Annotated in this window: 21 protein-coding genes; 13 read left to right on the top strand and 8 right to left on the bottom strand. The window is 63.8% G+C overall.

What is annotated here, in order from left to right; all coding sequences use genetic code 11:
- The first annotated feature begins 282 nt into the window (after positions 1-282).
- Together Pla108_RS18230 and Pla108_RS18225 are read left to right on the top strand one after the other, a co-directional pair.
- Positions 283-1,317, top strand: coding sequence for an arabinan endo-1,5-alpha-L-arabinosidase (locus tag Pla108_RS18230; protein ID WP_146446407.1), 1,035 nt, complete (start codon positions 283-285; stop codon positions 1,315-1,317).
- 100 nt (positions 1,318-1,417) lie between these two features.
- Positions 1,418-2,818 (top strand): mechanosensitive ion channel family protein, encoded by a 1,401-nt coding sequence (locus Pla108_RS18225; RefSeq protein ID WP_146446406.1) that lies wholly within the window; start codon positions 1,418-1,420, stop codon positions 2,816-2,818.
- A gap of 623 nt (positions 2,819-3,441) precedes the next feature.
- Here the strand turns inward: Pla108_RS18225 and Pla108_RS18220 are convergent.
- The 5 genes from Pla108_RS18220 to Pla108_RS18200 all read right to left on the bottom strand — a co-directional run bounded on the left by Pla108_RS18220 (position 3,442) and on the right by Pla108_RS18200 (position 8,392).
- Positions 3,442-3,714 carry a hypothetical protein gene (locus Pla108_RS18220; protein WP_146446405.1) on the bottom strand — a complete coding sequence of 91 codons (273 nt, stop codon included), beginning with the start codon at positions 3,712-3,714 and terminating at the stop codon, positions 3,442-3,444.
- Entirely contained in the window at positions 3,711-3,965 is a 255-nt protein-coding gene (locus tag Pla108_RS18215) for a hypothetical protein (protein WP_146446404.1), read from the bottom strand. Before Pla108_RS18215 ends, Pla108_RS18220 begins: the two co-directional genes overlap by 4 nt.
- A gap of 241 nt (positions 3,966-4,206) precedes the next feature.
- Entirely contained in the window at positions 4,207-6,198 is a 1,992-nt protein-coding gene (locus tag Pla108_RS18210; protein WP_146446403.1) for a DNA topoisomerase VI subunit B, read from the bottom strand.
- A gap of 149 nt (positions 6,199-6,347) precedes the next feature.
- A complete protein-coding gene (locus tag Pla108_RS18205; RefSeq protein WP_146446402.1) occupies positions 6,348-7,601 on the bottom strand; it encodes a hypothetical protein in 1,254 nt (417 codons plus the stop codon).
- Positions 7,598-8,392 carry an ABC transporter ATP-binding protein gene (locus tag Pla108_RS18200; protein WP_146446401.1) on the bottom strand — a complete coding sequence of 265 codons (795 nt, stop codon included), beginning with the start codon at positions 8,390-8,392 and terminating at the stop codon, positions 7,598-7,600. Before Pla108_RS18200 ends, Pla108_RS18205 begins: the two co-directional genes overlap by 4 nt.
- Before the next feature lie 442 nt (positions 8,393-8,834).
- On the opposite strand from Pla108_RS18200, the gene Pla108_RS18195 reads away from it, so the two are divergent.
- The 4 genes from Pla108_RS18195 (at position 8,835) to Pla108_RS18180 (ending at position 12,335) form a co-directional block, all read left to right on the top strand.
- Positions 8,835-9,284 carry a hypothetical protein gene (locus Pla108_RS18195; RefSeq protein WP_146446400.1) on the top strand — a complete coding sequence of 150 codons (450 nt, stop codon included), beginning with the start codon at positions 8,835-8,837 and terminating at the stop codon, positions 9,282-9,284.
- Between the two features lie 99 nt (positions 9,285-9,383).
- Positions 9,384-9,737, top strand: a complete 354-nt coding sequence (locus tag Pla108_RS18190; protein WP_146446399.1) for a hypothetical protein — start codon at positions 9,384-9,386, stop codon at positions 9,735-9,737.
- A gap of 125 nt (positions 9,738-9,862) precedes the next feature.
- Positions 9,863-10,411 carry a hypothetical protein gene (locus Pla108_RS18185; protein ID WP_146446398.1) on the top strand — a complete coding sequence of 183 codons (549 nt, stop codon included), beginning with the start codon at positions 9,863-9,865 and terminating at the stop codon, positions 10,409-10,411.
- Positions 10,412-10,868: 457 nt separating this feature from the next.
- Entirely contained in the window at positions 10,869-12,335 is a 1,467-nt protein-coding gene (locus Pla108_RS18180) for a hypothetical protein (RefSeq protein ID WP_197526681.1), read from the top strand.
- Positions 12,336-12,427: 92 nt separating this feature from the next.
- On the opposite strand, the gene Pla108_RS18175 is transcribed toward Pla108_RS18180, so the two are convergent.
- Entirely contained in the window at positions 12,428-13,699 is a 1,272-nt protein-coding gene (locus Pla108_RS18175) for a beta-ketoacyl-[acyl-carrier-protein] synthase family protein (protein WP_197526680.1), read from the bottom strand.
- 265 nt (positions 13,700-13,964) lie between these two features.
- Here Pla108_RS18175 and Pla108_RS18170 point away from each other — a divergent pair, with 265 nt between their 5' ends.
- Complete coding sequence (locus Pla108_RS18170) at positions 13,965-15,179, top strand: fatty acid desaturase family protein (protein WP_146446395.1); 1,215 nt, start codon at positions 13,965-13,967, stop codon at positions 15,177-15,179.
- On the opposite strand, the gene Pla108_RS18165 is transcribed toward Pla108_RS18170, so the two are convergent.
- Positions 15,079-16,212 (bottom strand): N-acetyltransferase, encoded by a 1,134-nt coding sequence (locus Pla108_RS18165; protein ID WP_146446394.1) that lies wholly within the window; start codon positions 16,210-16,212, stop codon positions 15,079-15,081. The two genes, Pla108_RS18170 and Pla108_RS18165, sit on opposite strands and share 101 nt — an antisense overlap.
- A 117-nt stretch (positions 16,213-16,329) precedes the next feature.
- On the opposite strand from Pla108_RS18165, the gene Pla108_RS18160 reads away from it, so the two are divergent.
- The 6 genes from Pla108_RS18160 (at position 16,330) to Pla108_RS18135 (ending at position 21,822) form a co-directional block, all read left to right on the top strand.
- The gene (locus tag Pla108_RS18160; RefSeq protein WP_146446393.1) at positions 16,330-17,340 is read left to right on the top strand and encodes an NAD-dependent epimerase/dehydratase family protein; all 1,011 of its coding nucleotides are present in this window, start codon (positions 16,330-16,332) and stop codon (positions 17,338-17,340) included.
- Between the two features lie 608 nt (positions 17,341-17,948).
- The gene (locus Pla108_RS18155; RefSeq protein ID WP_231934549.1) at positions 17,949-18,596 is read left to right on the top strand and encodes a YeeE/YedE thiosulfate transporter family protein; all 648 of its coding nucleotides are present in this window, start codon (positions 17,949-17,951) and stop codon (positions 18,594-18,596) included.
- Entirely contained in the window at positions 18,589-19,173 is a 585-nt protein-coding gene (locus tag Pla108_RS18150) for a YeeE/YedE thiosulfate transporter family protein (protein WP_146446392.1), read from the top strand. Before Pla108_RS18155 ends, Pla108_RS18150 begins: the two co-directional genes overlap by 8 nt.
- A gap of 52 nt (positions 19,174-19,225) precedes the next feature.
- Positions 19,226-20,614, top strand: coding sequence for an MBL fold metallo-hydrolase (locus Pla108_RS18145; RefSeq protein WP_146446391.1), 1,389 nt, complete (start codon positions 19,226-19,228; stop codon positions 20,612-20,614).
- 2 nt (positions 20,615-20,616) lie between these two features.
- Positions 20,617-21,213, top strand: a complete 597-nt coding sequence (locus Pla108_RS18140; RefSeq protein ID WP_146446390.1) for a YeeE/YedE thiosulfate transporter family protein — start codon at positions 20,617-20,619, stop codon at positions 21,211-21,213.
- Between the two features lie 30 nt (positions 21,214-21,243).
- The gene (locus Pla108_RS18135) at positions 21,244-21,822 is read left to right on the top strand and encodes a YeeE/YedE thiosulfate transporter family protein (RefSeq protein ID WP_146446389.1); all 579 of its coding nucleotides are present in this window, start codon (positions 21,244-21,246) and stop codon (positions 21,820-21,822) included.
- 179 nt (positions 21,823-22,001) lie between these two features.
- Here Pla108_RS18135 and Pla108_RS18130 read toward each other — a convergent pair.
- A protein-coding gene (locus Pla108_RS18130; RefSeq protein ID WP_146446412.1) for an IS5 family transposase occupies positions 22,002-22,777 on the bottom strand; the annotation gives its coding sequence in 2 pieces (ribosomal slippage) (positions 22,002-22,471 and positions 22,471-22,777; 777 coding nt in all).
- Positions 22,778-23,260: the final 483 nt, after the last annotated feature.

Raw genomic sequence — 23,260 nt, 5'->3', positions numbered from 1 at the left:
GGGCGATCGACGCCTACCTAGAAGAGTACAACCAAAACCCCAAGCCCTTCCAATGGGTCGCCGACGCCGACTCCATCCTCCAACGCGTCGCCCGCGTCTGTGAACGTACTTCTAACTCGGGACACTAGCCGCGGGTGGCACACCGCCAGACGTCAACCAGCCGCCAACGCCCCCGGGGCCGGCAAGCGTCGCTCGACCCACTAAACTAATGTGAATGGCGGCCAAGCGGGCTTCCGCGTCTGCCGATCCTCCGACCCAACCTTCCCTCCAAGCATCGCACCTATGCCTCGCCCTACTCTGCCGACGCCCGTCTCCCTCACTCTGGCAATCGTACTGCTGAGCGTCGCGGGAATCGCCGCCGCCCAGCCCGCCGCGACCGGCGCCCGTCAAGGGCTGCTCAACGGCGCTGCCGACCCGACCGCGGTCGCGGTGACCGACGCCTCGGGCGAGACCGTCTACTACGTCGCCGCCACGGGGCACGGCGTGAAGCTGCTCCGGAGCACCGACCTGGCGCACTGGGAACCCTCGGGCCGCGTCTTCAAGAAGGCGGTCCCGGGCTGGGCGCGTCGCGCGGTCCCTGGAACCGATGGCGTCTGGGCGCCCGACCTCAGCTACCACGACGGGTTGTACTACCTCTACTACAGCGTCTCGACGTTCGGCAGCCAGCGCTCGGTCATCGGCCTAGCGGTCAACAAATCGCTCGACCCGGCAAGCGACGACTACAAATGGGAAGACCGCGGGTTGGTGATCGCCTCGAGCGCCGAGACGACCAACTTCAACGCTATCGACCCGGCGCTGCTCGTCGATGAAGAAGGCCGTTGGCTGCTGTTCTGGGGCTCCTACTGGACCGGCCTCAAGGCGGTCGAGATCGACCCCGCCACCGGCAAGCCCCAAGAGGGCGCCGAGATCGTCGCCGTCGCCGCCCGCTCGGACCGCCAGTCAACGGCCATCGAGGCCGCCTTCCCGATCTTCCACGACGGCTACTACTACCTATTCGTCTCGTGGGACGCCTGCTGCGACGGCGCCGAGAGCACCTACAAGGTGATGGTCGGCCGCAGCCGCGACGCGCTGGGACCCTACGTCGACGCCGCCGGCAAGCCGATGCTCGAAGGGGGCGGCACGCTGGTGCTCAAGAGCAGCGAGCGCTGGCGCGGCCCGGGGCACAATGGCGTCCTCACCACCGACAAAGGCCAATGGATGGTGCACCACACGTACGACATGGAGCACCTCGACTCGCAGCGCATCCTGCAGGTCCGCCCGCTGACGTGGACCAAGAGCGGCTGGCCCGAAGTCGGCGAGCCGGTGGCCACGCCGTAGCACGAACCTGACGCTCACCGGACGTGGTATTTGGTAGAGTTGGGCGCCGCCGCAATCCCTTTAAGTCTTCCGCGATGCGCTCCCACGGCGATTGAATCGAATGACGCACCGACTCTTCTTATTGCTCGTCCTGCTCACGGCGCCTCAAGCTCCGGTGCTCCTAGCGCAAGAGCCTGCGGCGGACGAGTCGCCGGCGGAGTCGACGCCCGCCGCCCCGCAGCGCGTCGATGTCGAGCCGGTCGCTGAGGACGAGCAGATTGCGAAACGGCTCGAGCGGATCCTCACCGCGACCGAGTGGTTCCGTTCCCCCTCGGCGCGGGTCGAGGAGGGGGTCGTCTTCCTCGGCGCCCGCTGCCAGACCGCCAAACAGAAGCAGTGGGCCGAGAGCCTCGCGCTGAATACGCAGGATGTCGTGGCGGTCGTCAATCGTATCGAGGTCGATCAGCCCAGCCTCTTGGACTTTTCCCCTGCCACATCACAACTCGACACGATGGTCCGCGAAGCGGTGCAGGCGGCGCCGGTGCTGGCGGTGGCGGTGCTGCTGCTCGTGCTGGGGTGGTTTCTGGCGTCGCTGGCGGCGCGTCTCGTGGGCCACCTGTCGCAGAAGCGCGTCGCCAACTCGCTGCTGCGGGGCGTCGTCACCAAGACCGCCGCCATCGGGGTCATGCTGCTGAGCGTCTATCTCGCGCTCAAGGTCTCGGGTCTCACCCGGCTGGCGGCCACCGTCCTCGGCGGCACCGGCCTGCTCGGCATCGTCCTCGGCATCGCCTTCCGTGACATCGCCGAGAACTTCCTCGCCAGCATCTTGATCAGCCTCCAGCGTCCCTTCCGGGCAGGCGACCTCGTGACGATCGACGGCCGCCATGGCTTCGTCCAGTCGGTCACCACCCGCGGCACCCAACTGATGACGCTCGACGGCAACCACGTGCAGATCCCCAACGCCACGGTCTACAAGAGCGTCATCGAGAACGTCACGGCGAACCCCAACCAACGCCTCTCCTTCGTCGTGGGGATCGACTACACCGACTCGGCGTCGGAAGCCCAGCAGACGGTGCTCGACGCGCTAAAATCGCACGACGCGGTGCTCAACGATCCCGAGTCGCTGGTGCTGGTCGACGACCTAGCGGCCTCGACGGTCAACCTGCGCGTCTACTTCTGGGTCAACGGCGAGCGACACAGCGTGCTCAAGGTCCGCTCGGCGGTGCTGCGGCGCGTTAAACGGACCCTGCAGCAGCACGGATTCACGCTACCCGACGAGCAGCGCGAGATGATCTTCCCACACGGGATTACCGTCCAGATGGCGTCGGACGAAGCAAGCCAGCCAGCGCCCGTCGCCAAGCCCAAGGCCGCCCCCTCCGACCCGAACGCCGAGGCCGACACCGAATCAACCGCCGCCGAGGGCGACCTCTCGCCCGAACGTCGAGTGATCGAAGAACAAGCCGCCGGCTCACGCCCGCTAGCGACGGGCGACAACCTTCTCGAGGAGAACGGCGGGGGTTAGCCAATCGGCCCCGCCTACCTGTTCTTGCGAATCCGACAGAGCGCAACTCAACGCCACCAGCGTTGAGTTGTCTCGCTACGCGTTGACGTGTCGGCTTCCGTCTGGCTGCCGCGTGGAATCGCAATCCCTAGCGACTTGTCGACACGAGCCGATGATCTCGCTCACGCCAACTGAGGAATGCTCGGGACCTTGCCTACGGCAATCTTGGGCACGGCGGTTGCACGATCAAGATGGTGCGACGCGGCCGGCCATCTTTTCATCCCGGCTGTCCGCTGCGGGACCAGTCCCTGCTCATCTTTCCGTCAGACTGCCCGCCTTGGATTCATCTCAATTCACGCGTCGACGCACCTCGCTCAGGACACTCTCGATAATGATCGTCTCATGCGGAACGTGTGGGGGACCTTGCGCAATTACCGAAACCGAACTCGATTGCCGAGTGACGGCGTCGGCGCACAACGAAAAGCCCCATCGCGTCTATTACTGCTGCCCACTCTGCGGGGTGGGCTGTCACGAACTGGACCACAGCCCGCTCGCCCCGCGCCGACCCGCCGCGGGCGCCGTCCACGAATGTCAAACGGTCCGCCTTCGTGCCGTAGCGACGTGCGTCTAGCAAGCGGGGATGCTTACCGCGCCCCGCCGTAAATCACGGCGGCGTAGACCCGCACCTGTTGTAGTCGGCGGTCGATGCGGTAGTAGGCGGCCACGGGGGCGGAGTAGAAAAACCGCGTGTCGAGGGTTTGACGCGACTCACCCGCGGTGGAGGGGTCGTCGCTCAACACGCGGTGGAGCACACCGATGGCCTCTTCTATCTTACCTTGCTCGGCAGGCGACGCGATGTCCCAAGCCGCATCGATTGCTGCGATTGGACGTGGATTCCAAACCACAACGAAGCTCATTTCTTGTCCCTTAGCCGCGCCAGGAGTTCGTCGGTCGATATCCCGGGGCCGTCGTACTCGGACAGCCGCTTGAGCTCTTCTTCACTAGGAACGGGCGTAATCGGGACCCAGTCCGCCGGCGGACCGGCTGAGGAGGGCGCCTCGGGAAGCACCCGACCGAGGACCTGGCCCGACTCGTCAACGAGGACGACGACCTCGCCCGTGGCGAACAGCTTCTCCCGCATCGCCTTGTCGATTGTAATCTGCACCATCGGAATGGCTCCGTGGGGTGAAGGTCTCTCCTGTCACCAGTATACCGACTTCGGAGGCCCGCAACCGCAGATGGCAGGGCATTCTTGACACTACGGCCCCCGCTCGTCGTGCCCTTCGCGCCCGCCAAGGTTCAACCCTACTTCTGGCCACCTGCGCGAAACCGGATTGTTGGAACCAACTGGCGCCCCGTTCGGGGGTTCGGGTCCAAAAAATCGCTAAGCGATTTGGCCGGTGGGTTGCTTACGCCGAGGTTTCTTCGGCCGCTTCGGGGGCCGTGATGACGCGGTTGATCGCGGCTTGATGGTGGGCCGGATCGACGATCAGTACGTTCTCGCCCAGGTCAAGCTGCGTTGGGTCGTCGACAATCTTCTTGCCGCGGTCGTCCATCTTCACGTCGGCGTCAGCCGTGTGCTTCTTGGCGACGGTGATCAGCTGGTCGTACAGCTCACGCTGCTCGGCGGCGTTGATCACGCTGACCGCACCGGCCACCTCCTTGAGATAACGCATGAAGACCTCGCGACGGTCGGTCTGCTGCTTCGCCTTCTGCCGACGGCGGAGGAACATGCCGAGCTTGCGGCCGACCGACTGAAGGCCGAGACGGATCTCCTTCTGGATCTCTGGGTAGGCGGCGATCGCCTCCTTTGACTCGCTGGTAAAGGGGACCCAGACGCTGGCGATGTGCACCATGAGGCGCACGGGCCCCTTTGGTAAGGCGCCGCGGCTCTGGCTGAGGCCGTAGCCGCGCCAGTTGGTGCTGGTCACCGTCTGGGTGACGGCGCAGGCCGCCTGTTGGAACTGTAGCGGCACGCGGTTGGCGAATCGCAGGATGTCCATCTGCTGCCCCTCGGCGACGTTGACGTTTTTCATCGCATGGAACAGCTTCTCGCGTTCCTTCGGCTTGAGTTTGCCGGGGGTCTGCCGCGTCTTGAGGCCCGACTCCTTCACGATCCGGTCGGCCGCGTCGGCGCCGAGGCCGTTGAACGTGTTGATGAGGAACTGCCGAACAGTGCGGGTGTCGGTCTCTTCGAGCAGCTCGAGCAGCAGGTCGGCGGTGACGTTCTGTGTCGGCGCCGTGCCGCCGTAGGCGAGGCCGACCTCAACGACGAAGGGGTTGCCGCGGTAGACGGCCGGCGGGCGTGTGGCGGCGGCGTAGAACTCGGCCGGCACGACATGGTGGAGCCCGCGGAGGATGAGGTCCTCGCCGATCGGGCAGATGCAGTCGGTCGCGGGGGGCGAGATGCGGGTCGACTGGATGGCGTCGTAGAGCTTCTCGATCTGCGGCCGTTCGAGCTTGTGCGTGTTGGTGCGGGAGCTGACCTTCGCCGTCTCGCACAGCTTCTTGGCGATCGCCGGCGTGACGCGGCTGAACTTGGTGCGGAAGAACTCGCTAACGCTCGAGGCGTCGCCTTCCTCGAGCATAGTGGCTAGCCGGCCGATCTCGACGCCGTACGGGTGCGGCTTGATCTCCTTCGCCTCGGGCGGCAACTGCTCGGCCGAGCGGAGGTAGTCGTACTGGTAGTCTTCCGCGTCGATGTAGTGGAGCGTGATGTGCGGGTTGGCGATCGCGGTCTGCTCGAGGTACTCGTCGACCGAGCCGCGGCCGCGGACGTACTTCGCCTCGAGCTCGATGGTGACGCGGGTGCCGTGGTCCTGGGGCACCCACTCGATGCCGTGCTGTTCGATGTACTTGACGCCCTTCTCGCCGGGCGGGATGTCGACGCCATCGCCCTTGCCGTTGAGGATCTTGGGGAGGTTCCGCTTGGTGTCGATCTGGATCTCGTAGTAGTGGGCCGGCTTGCGCACGGAGACCTTCGAGACGATCTTGACCGGCTTGCCGGTGGTCTGGACGCCGTACATGCCGGCGGCCGAGATGCCGATGCCCTGCTGGCCGCGGCTCTGACGGAGGCGGTGGAACTTGGAGCCGTAGAGCAGCTTGCCGAAGATCAGCGGGATCTGCTTCTTGAGGATGCCGGGGCCGTTGTCTTGGATGCCGACCTTGTACTTGCCGGGCGAGGTCGGCTCGATGTGGACCCAGATTTCCGGCAGGATGCCGGCCTCTTCGCAGGCGTCGAGGGAGTTGTCCACCGCCTCTTTGACGGTGGTCAGCAGCGCCTTGCGGGGGTTGTCGAACCCCAGCAAATGGCGGTTTTTTGAGAAGAACTCGCTGACGGAGATCTCTTTCTGGGCGGCCGCCATCTTGGTGGCGTCGCTGCGGCGGGAGGTCGGGGCCATCGGAGAGGGGGTGATCGTTTCGTGGCGTGGGACTCGGTGGGGGAACCCCAGATTCTGCCCGAAACGGGCCGCGAGCGGAGGGGGGCGGGAGCTTGACGCCCTGACTTGAGATTTCGGCTCGGTAGGCGCCCGATCGCCAATCGAGAGACTCAAGAACGGGTCTGCCGGACGGGACGGCTTGGTAAGCAGAGGATCCGATGGCGCCCAGTGTGACTCCACACGGCTTGGCTCGGCGTCAATCGGCAGAACACTTGCAAGGCGACCGTCAACGCGATCCCACCGGCTAGGAGGCCAAGCGGGGCGTAGATGAGCATCCCGGCAATGGCGAAATAGGTTACCAATGCGGTGAGAGCGCCGACAAAGACGTAATCGTAGCCCGGCAGGATCAGCCGCCCCGTCGCGATTCGGCCGAGCGGGTTCATTGGTGGCCAGTGTTGGTGGACCCGACGGAAAAGTGTCCATCCGACGACAACTAGTAGGACAAAGAACCCGACGGTCAGCCCGAATAGCAGCGGGTTGAACGTCCCAGCCGCAGGGTCACTTACTTCGGGGCGCATCGCCAAATAGACGAAGATCTGAAACATGGACTCGGCGTCGCCATCCAGAACCAACGAACCGAAGTCGGTTCGGTCGGCCCACGCCATCCACCCCTGGCAAGCGTACTGAGCACAGGCGAAGAGCCAGAGCACCGTGACACTCGGCGCCCACCAGCCGAAGAGGGGTGGCGAGGTCGGCGGCGTCACCAGCAGTTCCCGTAGGGGTGACCCCGCCGTCCGGGCGGCGGGGTCCGAGGTAGCGACCCGCTTCATCGGCGAAAACGAAAGATCGAGCGTGTCAAAACGCGTCAGCAGTCGCTTGAGCGAGACGATGCTGATAAGCAAACCGGCGAACAACGCCATGAGGAATGGCCATAAGGTCGGTCTCGACCAGCCGGCCGAACCTGCAATCGCTAGTCCGGCTAGCACCACGATCGCTCCGAGCAAGAGCGGCTCACGATGGCGCAACGCGGTCGCGGTGCTCAGCAGGAAATAGGTCGCCGAGTACGCGGCAGCAGCCATCAGCAAACTGGTCGTCAGGTTAATAGAACTGAGAGCCACGAAAAGAATTAGGACCAAGGCATCCGCTATGCCGGGCTCCGGGCGCCCGAAAGGCAATCGCTCGGGCCATCGCCACGGGGCGCCCTGCAGCCACTGTCCGTAGCGGACGTTGATGACCGGATGCTTGCGGAGCAGACGCAGCAATGCCATGCCAGCTCCGACAACCAGCAGGCTTAGCATGCTGAACACATCGAATCCGGAATCAGAATCGCCAGACGTAAGCCAAACGATCCAGCTGATTCCATTCAAAAAGAGAGCAGCGGCACTGCCGATCAGCGCTGTGCGGAGTTCGTCGCGGGAGATCATCGCGATTCCCCCTGCTCAGAATGCTCGTCACGCATGTACTGATCGATTCCATCCATTGTTTCAGGGTACATGAGCCGTGTGAGAGCGTCGTCTAATCGCGATTCCCCCGCCAGCTGCTTGATTCCGGCGGGCGTTTCGTAAGCGACAACGCTTCCGTCTCGCAGGACGACCACCCGGTCGGCAAGCTCCTCGATAATCTCGGGAACGGGCGTTGTGATCACGACGGTGATCCCCTGATCGTCGGCGAGCTTCTTGAGCACTTTCTTGACGGCCTGAATGCCCGCGGGATCGAGGCCTCCAGAAAAAGGCTCGTCGAGCAGCAAGTAAGGCGTCTCTGCGATGAGCGTCCCCGCCAACGCCAGTTTCTTTCGCTGGCCTGTTGAATAGCCGCCGATAAGGGCGTCTTGTTTGGTGCCCAGATGAAACAACGCGAGCAGTCGGTTGACATGCTCGAAAGCGCGGAAGTCATCGACTCCGTACAGCCGCCCGATGGCGATGAGATACTCGCGGCCGGTCACGTCGCGCGGCATCCAAGCGTCGTCTGGCAAATACGCTACGCGCTTGCGGATCTCTCGCTCGCCCTCGACGCTCTCGCGCCGGTTCACGCCATGAAAAGCGATGCTGCCGCGAATCGGCGAGAGGATGCCGCCAAGGCAGCCCAGTAGCGTCGATTTGCCCGTGCCATTGGGCCCGAGGATGACGACGAGTTCCCCGGTCTCGACCGTGAAAGAAACGTCCTTCAAGACGGGGCGGATTCCGTAGTGATGCCAGACACTGTCGACGCGGATCATCGAACCTTGGGGAGCCTAATCTTGGGGAACCTAGTGGCGAGGTGTTGCGGTAATTCGTCGCCCGCGTCCCCATCTTGCTACAAAACCGACGACTAACAAGCAGCAGGCTGGTCCCAAGCCGATTGATCGCGAGCCGGCAGACGTCAGTCCCCGGAGTGCAACGGGTACCAGGGACACTCCGGGGACTGACGTCTCCCGGCTCGCTGTTTCTGCCGCTGGCTTCGGCGCCGCTCGCTGAGCGTGCCGGTTGGGCAAACCCTGCCGGTTCGCGGTTCCTCTGGGGCCGGTCGTGACGGCTTTGCGGGCTCCGCCGGAAACTCTCCCCGCTCTGCGCCTGCTGGACCGATCGTTGGGGTTAGTCGGGCGGAGCCTGGCTACCGCAGCGATGCGAGGGGGGCCTCCCGGGCCCACTGGGGAATACCACGGAGCAAGGAGGCTTCCGATGTCGCGTTCATTCACTGTCGCCGTGCTGGCGACCGTCGCCCTGGGGCTGACGGCTACCGCTGTACAAGCCGACAACGGCTGGAACGGCCGCCGCCCGATCAGCCGCCAGCGTCCCAACGACCTGTTCTACAACTACTACGTCGGACCGCAGCCCAGCGGCGCGGCGGCCCAGATGTATATCTCGCCGCGCCCCGTGCCGGCGGCGATGGGGCACACCTACACGACGTACCAACCGTTCATGCCCCACGAGATGATGTACAAGCATCATCGCTCGTACTGGACCCACAATCCGGGCGCCGGCTGGACCCGCACGAAGGTCCGCTACGGCACCGGCGGCGGCTTGCTGCAAGCCATCAACTTCGGCCTGTACGACGACACCAAGGTCGGCTGGCTCCACGGCGCCAACTTCTTCGACCACCTCGATCAGATGCAGGCGTTCGACTACTGAGCCGCACCGGCGCCGGCTGGGTCGAACGACGCCGGCCGGGTTGACGCTAGCGTCCCGCACTCCGTCCTCACTTTGTTCCTGTTAGAAGCGAGTCCCGCCATGCGTTCTCGATTGCTTGTCGCCGCGATGGCGATCGTCGGCCTGACCGCCGGACTCGCCGACGCGGGTGGGCCCGTCATGTGGCCGCTGTACCGGGCCACCAACTACAACTGGAACGCCAACTACGCGCACCAGCAGTTTGGCCAGCCGGTCGCCCTCGTGGTGCCGCCGACCGCCAACCTGCAGACGCAGTACGGCTGGGGCGTGGGCAGCAGCCGCCTGAGCCGGATCGATCACCAGTTCGGCCGCAACTTCCCGGGCATGGGCGTGTCGGGCGGGCCCTACCAGCCCGAGCCGATCTGGCCGCAAGACACGACGCAGTTTGGCGTCTACCACGTCCGCGCTCCTTGGTGAGCCGCTGGCGAGGTCTGAAATAGAAAGGGTCCCCCCTTGTTGAGAGGGCCGTCCGTTCCTTCGGGGACGGGCGGCCTTTTCTTTCACGCGTCCAGGCCGGAACAACCGGACGCCGCCGCTTGGTCGTGCGGGCGCCGCGTCCCGCGGACAAACAATCGAATGCCGACACCCTCAATCGTTCGCTAGCGACGATCGACGGCGAGGTTGGCGCCCTGCTCACCGGCAACGACTGGTGGCAGCTCAAATCGTTCGTCGGCGTCTACGGCCTGTTCCATTGCGCCATCGACGACACGGCCGGCGTCCGAGGCCGTGTCGAGGCCCGCCTCGCCGACCAGTGCTTCGTCGGCGGCTACGTCGAGCACGACGAGCTCTTCGACACGACCGGCGGCGTCACGCTCGAGTACCGCTTCGGACGCGGAGGCAGCGCCGCCGAGAACTCGTCAAAGAACCTGCTCGCCCGGCTCGGCGACCCGGTGGTGCGCCGACGGCATGTGCTCGTCGCCGAAAACGCCGCTCGATTGTCAATCACCTCTCTCTCGGTCGGCGGACCGACAACCGGCGGGCCCAGCACCGGTGGACCGGGCGTAACGCCAGGCTCAACCGTCGATCCTGAACCAGCGGGCCGCGGCGACCGCCCGACCTACGTCCCGCCGCCGCGTCCGGATGACATCTAAACCCAGCACGCTACTCAGTTTCTTCCGAGCCGGTTTCCTGGACGATCTCGTCCGGGCGAGCCGCGACGTCGGTAGTTCGCTCGTCCCATCAGCTGGCGGCGTCGGCGGATTCTCTCCATCCGCCGCTGCCCGAAGGGTGTGCGGCCAATTCGTCGGCTAGATCACGGACCGGAAGCCTTGATGAGCGATAGCGCTGGTGCAGCAAAAGCGGCAGGGCGATTTTACTCAAGCGGATGGTTACAGCGCTGCGAAGAGGCTTACCGCGGCCTCCGCCACTGCTGAACGTGCTCGGAGTTGTTTCCTCCTGCGGCGATAACTATGCTCGTCGATTCAGGTGAGGAACTAGCTTGCCCTTCCGTCATTTCGCGATTCTGGAATTGCAGCAATGAGCGCGCCCACGTTTCTGAGAAGCTTCTGGCGGTTTGTTACCGTATGCCTGCTCATCTTCGCGACGTTCATGGCAACGACCGTCGACGCGATCGAGGTTGATTTCGACACCTTCGACGATCTCGACCGGTTCGACGTGCATTCCGGTTCATTTATTGGCGTACTGCAAGGGTCGAACGCGGGGGTCGGTAATTCGGGCGGGTTGTCTCCGGCCAGCAAGGTAGAACTGACTTTCAACGAAACCGGCTTCGACCTGAGCGAGCCGGTCACGGTCTCGACCTATTTCAAGACCTCTTCCGGTAACGGAGTTTTCGCCAGTCCTTACGAGATGGCTTCGGTTTATGTGACTTCCTCACTTGATGGCCGACCAAGCGTGAGCACGTACGCCTCTGTCGGTGTCGAGTTGGAGCGCGACTTCGCCGCCAACACGGACGTGGTGAATGCTTTTATCCACATACCAGGTCAGATTTGGCCCATCTTGTCCACCGAGTTGGGTTACAAACTCCCTCCCAACACTTGGTACGAGTTGAGCTTGACGTTAACCCGTGAGGCGGACGTGCTGCGGCAGGCAGTCACGATCTACAATCACGGCTCGACGGGGCTCACCCAGCCCGGCAGCTTGGTTGATTCCTTCTCGTCGGGTTACTCGGACGAGAGCGTTATTTCAAATGACTCAACACTCTTCGCGGGATTCGGCGCCAGGAATGGCCTTGTCTCGGGACTCGACAACTTTCGGCTCGAAGCGTCCGGGATCACGCCGCCAACAGAGACCGTGACGATTACGCCAACCTTCGACGCCCAACGGGTCGCGTCGAGCAATTACCCGCTCGGCGCCTTGAACCAGACAACGCTGGACATTGATGGTGGGTCGGGTACGAGCTTCCCCCCTCTCGAGGTGCTGACGGAGTTCCCACTCGACCAGATTCCGGCGAACGCCGAAATCGTCAACGCCCAGCTGGTCCTCGACGCCACAACAAGTTCTTCAGGAATCGTCATCCAGGCGATGGGTTACGAAGGAGACGGGCTCGCGTCGCTGTCGGACCCCGGCGATTCGCTCACGGAGTTTGGTCGTGAGTACGGCCCGTTCACCAGTGATAGCGACATCTACATCGACCTCGATCCGACGAAGATACAGACTTTGCTTGGCGAGGCCTCACACGTCGGCTTTCTGCTGAAGAGTCAGGCCGCGGGGCCCTACATTCGAATCGCTTCGAACGAATCAACGACCGGCATCGGGCCGCGGCTGGTTCTCGAGTATTCCGTCGTCGCCGCCCCGCTGCCAGGCGACTACAACGACGACGGCGTCGTGGACGCGGCTGATTACACCGTGTGGCGCGACGCGGAGGGTGGCGATGTCCCGTCAGGGACCGGCGCCGACGGGAATGACGACGGCAAAATTGACCAAGACGACTACGACATCTGGGCCGCCCATTACGGGACCGTATCGGATCCGGTGCAGTCGGAGTCGGTACCTGAGCCTAACGCGATGGCGCTCGCGTTCTTGGCAAGCGTCATCGCATCTTACCGATATCGTTAGCCGCCGCAGGCGAAGCGGTGCTTCGTCGATCGAGGCTAACGACGCGCCAACGATTCGGGAGACCAGACGCTTCGCCGACGAAAGGCGGTGGTTCAAGCCCGCCGGATCAAAGCGGCCACGGCTTGCCCCGTGAGCGCGTAGTTCAGCGCCAGCAGCGCGTCGCCCGTGGCGGGGCGGTGCTCGCCGGCGACGTTCACCGGGCAGGCCGGGTCGGGGGTCTGGTAGTTGAGCGTCGCGGGGACGACGCCTTGCCGCCAGCCGACCAGCGCCAGGGCGAGCTCGACCGCGCCGCTCGCCGCTCCGGAGCAGCCGACGTAACTCGTCGGGGCGGTCACGGGGGCGTCGCCGACGATCTCGGCCAGCGTCGCGGCTTCCATGGCGTCGGTTTCGGGGCGGCTTGATCCGTGGGCCTTGACCATCGCCAGGTCGCTCGGGGCGACGCCGGTCGTCTCGAGGACGCCGTTGACCGCCGCGGCGATCGCCTTGCCGGTCGGCTGGCGGGTTTCGATCGAGGGCTCGCAGCGGTTGCAAACGCCCTCGACGGCGCCCCACGCCTGCCCGCCGCGCTGGGCGAAGGCCCGGCGCTCGGCGTGCTCGCGGCTCTCGAGGACGAAGTAGGCGGCGCCCTCGGCGAGGACGAAGCCGTCGCGGTCCCTATCGAACGGTCGACAGGCGCCCGCCGGGTCGCCCGCACGACGGCTGAGGCCGAGGCCGCCGTGGAAGACGAGGTCGGTGAGGTCCAGTTTGGTGCTGGTCCCCCCGGCGAGCATCACGTCGGCCGCGCCGCGCTGGATGACGGCGGCCGCCTCGCCGATCGCCAGCAAGCTGGAGACATCGCCGAGCGAGATCGTGTTGGTGGGCCCGAACGCCTGCCGGCGGATACCGACATGGCACGCCGCCATGTTGGGCAGGTACTTGAGCATCCAGAGGGGGAAGAGCTGCCGCATGCCGCGGTTGCCCCACTCCTTGAGGTCGACCTCGCCCCGTTCGTTGAGGCTCTCGGCCATCGGCGAGACGAGCTCGTCGAGCCCGCAGTACAAGAGCCCCGCGGCGCCGACCACGCCGACCCGCTCGGGGTCGACCTCCGCGGCGTCGAGGCCCGCGTTGGTCCAAGCCATTTCGCCGGCGGCGAACGCGAGCTGGATCTCGCGGGCCATCACTTTGAGGCTTTTCCGCGGTTGGACGTATTTTTTGCCGTCGAAGTCGGTGACCGCCCCCCCGAACGGGGCAATCCATTCCGCCATCGCTAGCTCGTCGATGGTGCGAATCCCCGAGCGCTTGGCTTGGAGTGACGCCCCCACCGCGTCAACGCCGATGCCAATCGGCGAGACAACGCCAACGCCGGTAATCAGCACATCGGGCATGGGGCGGCGAGAAAGGGGATAGGGGCGGTGGTCGGAAGCGGGTCGCAGCCTAGTGTAATTCGCGACAGCCGACCGTGCGGGGGGGGTGGGCCGGTCCCTTCTGGGGGCGACAAAGTGTCCGACTTGAACCCAACTTCGGTTCTGGCGTACCACACAAGAGACAAAGACCCCGCCCGACCGGCCAAGTTGGCCAAAATATCCGCCTGGAGACCCTCGGTTGTCACACGGAAGCGACTCGGCACCCGCGACTGTCCCCGCTTTCTCGATGCGAGAGGCCCGCTCCCTGCTGCGCGAAGATGACCTGCGGCCCCAGCTCTGGCGGTACTGGGTCGATCTCCTATCGAGCTGGGTCGGCCTCATAGCGGGCATCCAGCTGATGCAGGCCGGGGCCCTCCCCTGGCCCGCCCGGGCGGCCGCCTTCGCGATGGCAGTGATCCTAGGTTACCGCTGCGCCCTCTTCACCCATGAAATCGCCCACCAGCCCGAAAAAAACTTCCGCGCGTTCCGCTTCGTCTGGAACCTGCTGATCGGGATCCCCTTCTTGATGCCGTCGTTCACCTACTCGACCCACCTCGACCACCACCGCCGGCGGAGCTACGGCACCAGCCACGACGGCGAGTACCTCCCCTTCGGCTCGCGGCCCGTCTGGCATCTGCTCGGATACCTGGCCGAAAGCTTCATCATCCCGATCTTGGCGATCGTCCGCTTCGGCGTGATGACGCCGCTCACCTGGCTGGGCCAACCGTTCCGCGACTGGGTCCATCGGCACGCGTCGTCGATGATCATCGATCCGGCGTACGTCCGCCCGCTGCCGTCCGACCGCCAGCTGCGCAATATCCGGATGCAAGAGATCGCTTGCTTCGGGTTCTTGGTGATCGCCTCGTTCATGATCGTCCGCAGCTGGATGGGCGTCGGGATCCTCGACCCCTGGCTGCTGCCGCACGTCTACGCCGTGGCCGTGACGATTCTGTTCGTCAACTCGGTGCGGACGCTCGGCGCTCACCGGTACTACTACGACCGCCGCGCCGCGAATGACGAGCCGATGTCGTTCACCGAGCAACTGCTCGACTCGATCAACTACCCCCATCGGCCTTGGCTGACGACGCTGTGGGCGCCGGTCGGGCTGCAGTACCACGCGCTGCACCACCTGTTTCCCTCGATGCCGTACCACGCGATGCCCAAGGCGCACCGCCGGCTCATGGAGGGCCTGCCCGCCGACTCGCCCTACCGCCTGACCGAGAGCCCGGGCCTACCGCAGGCGCTGGCGAACCTCTGGCGCCGGGCCCGCCAAAGCGGCCAGGACACGGCGCCATCCAGTTTCACTGAAACCGTCTCCCCACGGGGCGACGTCAGGCACGACGCGCCCACCTCTGGGCCCATTACAACGCCTTCTCGAAGACACGCCACGTCTTATAGCGCAGCGCCCCCCCCTTCTCGACGGTCTTCCGCGAAAGGTCGTTCGTCTCAAGAATCCAGCTGAACTCGCAGTCGGTGACGCCGTGCGACAACGCCGGCTCGAGCAGACTCACCGACAAGCAGACGCCGACCCCCCAGCTCTGGTACTCGGGGAGCACGTTGGTGCTGACCATGCGGATCCGCGACAGCGATTTCTTGTTCCTCAGTAGCCGCACCCAGCCGAATGGGAACAACCGGCCGTCGATCGCCTTGATGCGCGGGTTGTAGTCGAGCAGTCCGAAGACGCAGCCAACCGGCTTGCCATCCACCTCGGCGATGCGGGCCAACTCGGGCACCAGCAGCTGCTTCAGGTCCTTCGCAAAGTGGACCACCTCGGCGCGGGTCATCGGGACGTGTCCCCAGTTGTGGTCCATCGCGCGGTTATAGAGGTCGAGGAACGTCTCGACCTCTTCGCGGAAGTGACGAAGCCGCATCGGCCGGACGGTCACCCCGAAGCGTTCGCGGACCATCTGGTCGACGGTGAGCAGTTTCTTGTCCTTTGACAGGCTGTCGAGCATCGAGATGTCGCCGCGGTAGGCGTACATGTCCTGCACCTTGCCGTAGCCGGCGTTCTCGATCAGCCGCTGGTAGTAAGGCGGGTTGTGCGTCAGCAAGAAATACGGCGGCGTGTCGAACCCTTCGATCAGCGTGCCGAACTCGTAGTTGAGCGTGGGATTCATCGGTCCGCGCGACGCGGTGAGACCCCTGCCCCGCAGCCATTCCTCCGCGGCTGAGAACAGCTCGGCCGCCGCCTCGGCGTCGTCGAAGCACTCGAAGAAGCCGAAAAACCCGGTCTTGTCCTCGGCGTGCTCGTTGTGGACGCGGTTCTCGATCGCCAGGATGCGGCCCACCGGCTCGGGGCCACGCATCGCGAGGTAGGCCTGCCGCTCGGCGCCGTCCCACACGGGGTGGCTCGCGAAGCCCGCCTGACGCCGCTGCATGTCCCGCAGCGGCGGGACCCAGCACGGGTCGCCCGCGTTGACCTTCCACGGCATTTCGAGCCAATCGCGGCGCTGGTAGCGGTTGACGACCGGCTCGATTCGGAGGGGACGGGGCATGCGATGGCGGATTGGGGATTGCGGATGGCGGTTTAGATCGGCGAGTTTATCCGTTCACGCAAGCCAGTCCCAGTTGCTGCCGCCTCCGTCTCTCCGCTATCGATCCCTCTGCTAAGCATGCCTCGCATCCTCGTCACCGGCGCCACGGGCTTCATCGGACTGCGGCTGGTCGAGCGGCTCCTCGACCGGGGCGCCGACGTCGCGTGCCTCGTGCGGGCCACCAGCGACGTCTCGCAGCTCGAGCGCTTGGGGGTCGAACGGCGTCTCGGCTCGCTCGCGGACGAGGCGAGCCTCGCCGCTGCCCTCGACGGCGCCGACGCCGTCTACCATCTGGCCGGACAGATCACCGGCGCCCGTCTCGAGGACTTCACCCGGGTCAACGCCGAGGGCGTCGAGCGGCTCTGCCGGGTCGCCGCCGCGCAAGCCACTCCGCCCACCGTGCTGCTGGTCAGCTCGCTGGCCGCCACGGGCCCCTCACTCCCCGGCCAGCCCCACAACGAGGCGACGCCGCCCGCGCCGGTCTCGTTCTACGGCCGCAGCAAGCTCGCCGGCGAGCACGCCGCCCGCCGATACGCCGACCGCCTGCCGCTCTCGATCCTCCGCCCGCCGGTGGTCTTCGGCCCCGGTGACCGCAACGGTCTGATGCTGTTCAAAGCGGTGCGGCGGGTCCCGATCCACGCCGTGCCGCAGATGAAGGGGCTGCCGCTCTCGCTGATCTATGTCGATGACCTCGTCGACGCGATGATCGCCGTGGTCGAACGGGGCGAGCGCGTCACGCCCGACGCCGATCCGAACGACCCGACCGGGCTCTACTTCGCCGCCGACCCGGCCGAATCGTCCTACGCCGACATGGGCCGGATGGCGGGCACGGCGATGGGCCAGAAGGTGTGGGTCCTCCGCCGCCGCAAGTACCCGTTCTTGCCGGTAGCGATCGCCGGCGACCTGATCGGCAAGCTCCGCGGCAAGGCGCCGCTGTTCGGCATGGACAAGCTCCGCGAAGCCTCCGCCAGCGGCTGGGTCTGCGACCCGGCAAAGATCAAGGCCACGCTCGACTGGGCGCCGGGCAAGCCGCTCGCCGAGCGTTATGCGGAGACCTACGCCTGGTACCGCGAAGCGGGTTGGTTTTGAGAAAGAGGCCGAAGCGGGACTGCTGGCTACTACAAGGCAGGCCCTGATTGGCAGCGGCCGAAGTGCTGGATGTACTAGACGGGGGCGTCGCCGATTCGGGCGGAAAAAGGGTCGGTCTGATGTACGAATCGCACTTAGTTATCGAGCGAGTGCTGGCCGGTAGCACGCCCTGTCGTGGTTGGGCATCCCAAGCACCAACCACGGGTTGCGACAGCACTTCAGCGAACGTCCTTAACTAAGTGCCATTCGTCTGATGTACCTCAGCAAGTTGCGCCGAAGGGGGTATCCGCTGGTGGTGGTCCACCATCGGCGACTTACTAGGAGCCGTTTTTGAGCGACGCGATCTCACTCGACCGCTGTTCCCGCGGTATCCGCCCCTGCGGAGAACGATGAAGCCTCTGTAGGTTTGTCGTAGGTCGAAGACTGCGGAGACGTTCGTAGCCATAGCACACTTGCTGGTACCACAAGACCCGCCGCGCCGCCGTAGAACCACCTGTATGCGTCATTTGCGACACCTTTTTTCTTGAGACCGACGATGATCTAACGCCCCGCAATGGTCGTTTAGGTCAGATGGAACAAGAATTGCTCAACAGGCGACGACACCTTAAGTGGCACAGGTCGATTACGGGCAAGGAGCAAGAGCAGCCCGTGCACATTATCCCTACGTTCCAGGTGCTTGGCTCGGTATGCACCAGCAAGGCGAAAAAATGATCGATGCGGTTTCTCAGAAATCATGGTCGCCGTACGTGGTGGGCTCGCTAATCGGCATACTGAGTTGGTTCTCGTTCGCCACAGCGGACAAGCCCCTCGGGATAACCACCGCATTCGAGCACGCCGCTGCGCTGACCTGGGCGGCTGCTATCCCCGACATGGCGGAACAGCACCCCTACTTTGCCGCCAAGCGGGCCGAGGGGAAACCGCCCATCATTGGTTGGGAAGCGATGCTCGTTGTGGGCGTTTTTTTTGGCGCTCTGCTTAGTGCACGTCTTTCGGGAGACCAGAACCGGCTTTGGGTTCCTCCAATGTGGGAGAGACGGTTTGGACCGAGCAAATGGAAGCGACTATCGGCAGCCTTTCTGAGTGCTGCTCTGATGATGTTTGGCGCCAGGTTAGCTCAGGGCTGCACGAGTGGCCACGGCATCAGCGGTTCGCTGCAGCTTGCGGTCTCAAGCTGGCTTTTTATATCGATCGCTTTCGGAGTCGCCATCCTTACCGCTCTCGCCATGTACCGTGGACAAGGAGTGCAAGATGTTTGAATCTCCTGATCGGCTGCTGTTGGGCCTCGCTACCGGTGTGGTTTTTGGGTTCCTTCTCCAGAAAGGGCGTGTCGCAAAGTTCGAAGTCATTGTTGAGCAATTACGACTCCGCGATTGGACGGTCGTGCGAATAATGGGCACGGCCGTCGTGGTGGGATCCATTGGGGTATACGCCCTGGTCGCAATCGACGAAGCATCGCTGCATATCAGGCCTGTGTTGCTCGGGGGCGTGCTAGGCGGGGCCGTTTGCTTCGGCGTCGGGATGGCAGTCTTCGGCTACTGTCCAGGCACGAGCATCGCGGGCAGTGGCGAAGGCCGGAGGGACGCTCTCGTGGGTTTGGCGGGCATGTTCACGGGGGCCCTGGGGTTTGTCGGCGCCTTCCCAAGTCTCCAGCCGCTGATCAAAGGCATGGGGGACTGGGGGCGAATCACGTTTCCTGAAGTGACGGGTACTTCTCCGTGGCTCTGGATTGTTGGGCTCGCGATGGCTGGAATCGCGGCATTCGCTGTGGACCGGCGGGCGGCACACCAGCGCAGTCCGCGACCGAAGCGGCTCAGTACTGAGCCCCATTCTTAGCCCCTGCCGGATCCATAAATGGCAAACGCAAACACGGAGCGGGAGAACACCCATGTCGATGATACTGGAACGCGTGCAGACCGAGGGAATCGCCGAGCTGTCCTATGTCATCGGCGATGACGCTACAGGGACCGTCGCCGTAATCGATCCCCGAGCGGATGTGGAGGTCTACCTTGAGATTGCGCGACGGCGGAAACTCTCGATCACACACATCTTCGAAACGCACATCCATGCCGACCTCGTCAGTGGCGCCTGCGAGCTTAGGGCCAGGGCTCGAAATGCCGCGATCTTCGTGAGTGTCGAGGGTGACGCGGAGTACTCCTTCGACCATGAAGAGGTCCGGGACGGCGACCAGTTCGAGTTCGGCTCGGTGGTTCTAACGGCGCGGCACACGCCTGGGCACACGCCCGAACACATGGTCTACGAAGCCAGCGAGAAAAAGCGGGCGCCGACGCCGTTCGCGGTATTTACCGGAGACGCCTTGTTCGTCAATTCTGCTGGACGTCCCGACCTGCTCGGTTCGGGAGAGGCCAAGGAACTCGCCGGCAAGTTGTACGACACGCTCTACGATTATTTCTTGAAGCTCGACGATGAGGTCATTATTTTTCCTGCGCACGGCGCAGGATCGCCGTGTGGCGCCTCGATCGGCGATCGTTTAGAGAGTGCTATTGGGTACGAGCGACGGTTCAATCCCTTTTTGCAATACCACGGCCGTGAGGAGTTTAAAGAATACGCGCTTTCGACCGCCCCCCCAGAGCCGACGTATTACCAGCGGATGAAGAAGCTCAATGCACGCGGTCCCGAGGTGTTGGGCAACCTGCCCGGGGTATCGGCGCTACCTCCCGAGGCGTTTCAAGCGGCCCTAGAGAACTCCGCCAATATCGTGCTCGACACGCGGCATATGCTGGCCTACGGCGGCGGTCACATCCGCGGCGCCCTCAATTTCGGGAATCTCCCGGAACTATCAATTTGGGCTGGCTGGCTCCTTGATCCGGAAAGCCCATTACTGCTCATTCTCGACAGTGACGACGACATCGACCAAGTTGTTCGACTTCTGCTACGCACCGGTTTCTGCAAATACGCTGGATACCTGGTAGGCGGCATGACGGCATGGGACAACGCTGGATTGCCACTGGAAGAGACCGATCAGGTTACCGTTCACCAGTTGAAGAGTGACGCCGACCGTTATCAAATTATCGACGTCCGCACGCCAGAGGAGTGGGAGGGTGGACGTATCCCCGGCGCCAAGCACCTTTTCCTTCCTGAAGTGGAAAAGCGGAGCGACGAACTAGATCGAGCGAATCCGGTCGCCGTTTACTGCAACAGCGGCTACCGCGCAAGTATCGGGGCCAGCCTGCTGCAGAAGCGCGGTTTTGATGTCCATAACATCCCGGGAAGCTGGCAGGCGTGGACGAACGCCGACTATCCGGTGGAGAAATAGCCATGAAGGTCGGCGCTACGATACCTGCCACGTTTGGCCTGTTGCTTATCGCGTGCCCCGTCGGGGCCGCGGAATTGAGCGCCGACCCGAACGCCTATTCTGAGCCCGCTTGGTCCCCGTATCTGGTGGGATCACTGATCGGCTTGCTGTCGATGATGACGTTTTATTTCTCAAACAAGCCGCTCGGAGCATCGACCGCTTACGCACGGGTCGCGGGGATGATCGGATCGGCAATCGCTCCGAGGCACACCGCTTCTTTGAAGTTCTATCAAGACAAAAAGCCACGGGTGGACTGGGAAGTCATGCTCGTGGTCGGCGCTATAGGCGGGGCGTTCCTCGCCGCGTGGACGGGTAACGAATTGACACTCCGCTGGACGCCGGCAATGTGGGAAGCAAGATTCGGCGATAGCGTCGGGCTGCGCCTTGCGGTTGCGTTTGTGGGGGGAGTGCTGATGGCGTTTGGCGCGAGGCTAGCGGGCGGCTGCACCAGCGGCCACGGCATCAGCGGCACCATGCAGCTCGCCGTTGGGTCATGGATCGCCGTGATCTGCTTTTTCGTCGCGGGCATTGCCGTTGCAATGTTGATGTTCCAAATCTGAAAGGGACTTGCCGCCTATTGGCAATGAGACATGAGCGAACCCAACAAATCGACGACAAACGAGAAAGTTAGGCCAATCACTCAGTTGGTGCTAGGAGCGGTCTTTGGCATCGCCTTTGGTTTCTTGCTCCAGAAAGGGGGAGTCGCCAAGTACCACATCCTGATGGGAGTTCTCCTCCTGGAAGACTTCACGGTCATTAAGGTGATGCTATCTGCCATAATTGTGGGGATGATTGGCGTCTTCTCACTGCATCGAATGGGACTGGTCCAACTTCACTTAAAGCCGACCCGCTACGCGGCGAACATTCTTGGCGGGCTGCTCTTCGGAGTCGGCTTCGCACTCTTGGGCTACTGTCCCGGAACGGGCGCTGCGGCGCTTGGGCAAGGCAATTACGACGCTGTCAGTGGCGTACTCGGTCTAATGGTCGGTTCCTATCTCTACGCCGAGGCGTCGCTAGTCCTCTCGAAGTCAGTCGAGAAATGGGGCGACCGCGGCCAACTCACCCTCCCCAACTTGGTCGGCTTACCCACGCTTACCTTCGTGCTTGGCTTCGTGCCGTTGCTCGCCGCCGTGTTGTGGGCCATTGAACGCGCGGGATCGGGAGGATAATTCGGCCGGAGCCGGAGAGTTCCACAGATTTTTTATGCCCCGTGCCTACTTACTAAGGAAAATCGCAATGCTTCCTGCAACCGCCGAGCGAGTCCCCCTGCATACGGCAGAACACGTCAATGATCGTATCCGCGAAGAAATGCAGCAGCGTATCAATAAGTAACTATCCCAGAAGTGCCTTATCCGGTCAGTTGTCGTAACCTTCGGTACCAGAGCAGGAGGCAGCCGAGTTGGAAGAGGGCGAGGTAGTTCTCGGCGTGCTTCTCGTTGCGGACCAAGAGGCCGCGGCACTTGCTGAGCCAGGCGAAGGTTCGCTCGACGACCCAGCGTCGGTTCTTGCGCCTTCGTGGCTTGGGGTTGCCTGGCCGCTGGATCGGTTCGATGCGAGGTTCGTATCCGAACTCCTCCGCGACTCGGCGAGCGGCCGGCGTGTCGTAGCCTTTGTCGAGGCAGAGCCGCTCGGTCGAATCGGGACGCTCGACGACCACCATGTGGAGCAGGTCCTCCAGACACTTCGAGTCGTGCCAGTTGGCCGGCGAGGTCATCGCGGCGAGCGGGCCCCCTTGGCCGTCAACGAGCAGGCTCTTCTTCGTGCCGTTCTTCGCCCGATCCGTCGGGTTCGGACCGACATCGCCCCCCCAAAGCGGGCTTTGCCCAGCATCGCGTCGGCCGCCTGCCAGTCCCACTCGACGCCCCCCAGCTCGTCGCAACGCTCCACCAGTGTCGCCCACACCTTCTCCCAAACGCCGTCTTCTCGCCACCGCTGGAACCAGCGGTGGTTGCTCGAGTCGCTCCCCAGCTCGGCCGGCATGCGGTTCCACTGGCAGCCGCTCCGCAAGCGGAAGAGGACCGCGTTGAAGACCTGCCGGAAATCGACCCGTGGCCGACCGGTAGGCTTGGACGGGTACGCCTCTCGCAGGATGGGCTCGACAATCGCCCACAACGTATCGTCCACTTCCCAGATCGTCTCCAGCGACGCCGCAACGGCCATCTCGCACCTCCATGGTTCGGGTTGCGAGAACCTCTACGAACTTCGCCCTACGCCGCCAAGACCAGTTCTGGGATAGTTACTAAATATCGCAATGCGTCGAAGCGTGAGATTAGCGATCGATTGGCGCAGCTCGATCATGAATGGGACACCGAAAGAACGTTGGAAGCCAACGCGGCGACATTAGCGCTCACAGGTTGTGTCCTGTCAGCCACGGTAGATCGGCGATGGATTGCGTTGCCGATTGCCGTGACGGCGTTTCTGCTGCAACACGCCGTTCAGGGATGGTGCCCACCGCTTCCAGTTTTACGTCGTCTAGGATTTCGTACGATGCGTGAGATCGATGACGAAAGAATAGAACTGAAAAAACTGCGAGGCGACTTTCGCGATCCATGACTCAGTTATCTGACGAGGAGGGTGGATGATGCACTCCGTGCTTAAGACGAAGGT

This window comes from Botrimarina colliarenosi, assembly GCF_007859955.1.
Taxonomy (GTDB): domain Bacteria; phylum Planctomycetota; class Planctomycetia; order Pirellulales; family Lacipirellulaceae; genus Botrimarina; species Botrimarina colliarenosi.
Note: the sequence above shows the minus strand (reverse complement) of the source record. Positions and strands in the feature narration are given on the sequence as shown.

Excerpts from the sequence above, each read along its gene's own strand:
- Pla108_RS18175 (WP_197526680.1), bottom strand. The coding sequence starts at position 13,699 with ATGCCCGATGTGCTGATTACCGGCGTTGGCGTTGTCTCGCCGATTGGC.
- Pla108_RS18165 (WP_146446394.1), bottom strand. The coding sequence starts at position 16,212 with ATGCCCCGTCCCCTCCGAATCGAGCCGGTCGTCAACCGCTACCAGCGC.
- Pla108_RS18180 (WP_197526681.1), top strand. The coding sequence starts at position 10,869 with ATGGCAACGACCGTCGACGCGATCGAGGTTGATTTCGACACCTTCGAC.
- Pla108_RS18145 (WP_146446391.1), top strand. The coding sequence starts at position 19,226 with ATGTCGATGATACTGGAACGCGTGCAGACCGAGGGAATCGCCGAGCTG.
- Pla108_RS18200 (WP_146446401.1), bottom strand. The coding sequence starts at position 8,392 with ATGATCCGCGTCGACAGTGTCTGGCATCACTACGGAATCCGCCCCGTC.
- Pla108_RS18215 (WP_146446404.1), bottom strand. The coding sequence starts at position 3,965 with ATGGTGCAGATTACAATCGACAAGGCGATGCGGGAGAAGCTGTTCGCC.
- Pla108_RS18195 (WP_146446400.1), top strand. The coding sequence starts at position 8,835 with ATGTCGCGTTCATTCACTGTCGCCGTGCTGGCGACCGTCGCCCTGGGG.
- Pla108_RS18190 (WP_146446399.1), top strand. The coding sequence starts at position 9,384 with ATGCGTTCTCGATTGCTTGTCGCCGCGATGGCGATCGTCGGCCTGACC.
- Pla108_RS18210 (WP_146446403.1), bottom strand. The coding sequence starts at position 6,198 with ATGGCCCCGACCTCCCGCCGCAGCGACGCCACCAAGATGGCGGCCGCC.
- Pla108_RS18160 (WP_146446393.1), top strand. The coding sequence starts at position 16,330 with ATGCCTCGCATCCTCGTCACCGGCGCCACGGGCTTCATCGGACTGCGG.
- Pla108_RS18135 (WP_146446389.1), top strand. The coding sequence starts at position 21,244 with ATGAGCGAACCCAACAAATCGACGACAAACGAGAAAGTTAGGCCAATC.
- Pla108_RS18205 (WP_146446402.1), bottom strand. The coding sequence starts at position 7,601 with ATGATCTCCCGCGACGAACTCCGCACAGCGCTGATCGGCAGTGCCGCT.
- Pla108_RS18150 (WP_146446392.1), top strand. The coding sequence starts at position 18,589 with ATGTTTGAATCTCCTGATCGGCTGCTGTTGGGCCTCGCTACCGGTGTG.
- Pla108_RS18225 (WP_146446406.1), top strand. The coding sequence starts at position 1,418 with ATGACGCACCGACTCTTCTTATTGCTCGTCCTGCTCACGGCGCCTCAA.
- Pla108_RS18140 (WP_146446390.1), top strand. The coding sequence starts at position 20,617 with ATGAAGGTCGGCGCTACGATACCTGCCACGTTTGGCCTGTTGCTTATC.
- Pla108_RS18220 (WP_146446405.1), bottom strand. The coding sequence starts at position 3,714 with ATGAGCTTCGTTGTGGTTTGGAATCCACGTCCAATCGCAGCAATCGAT.
- Pla108_RS18170 (WP_146446395.1), top strand. The coding sequence starts at position 13,965 with ATGCGAGAGGCCCGCTCCCTGCTGCGCGAAGATGACCTGCGGCCCCAG.
- Pla108_RS18230 (WP_146446407.1), top strand. The coding sequence starts at position 283 with ATGCCTCGCCCTACTCTGCCGACGCCCGTCTCCCTCACTCTGGCAATC.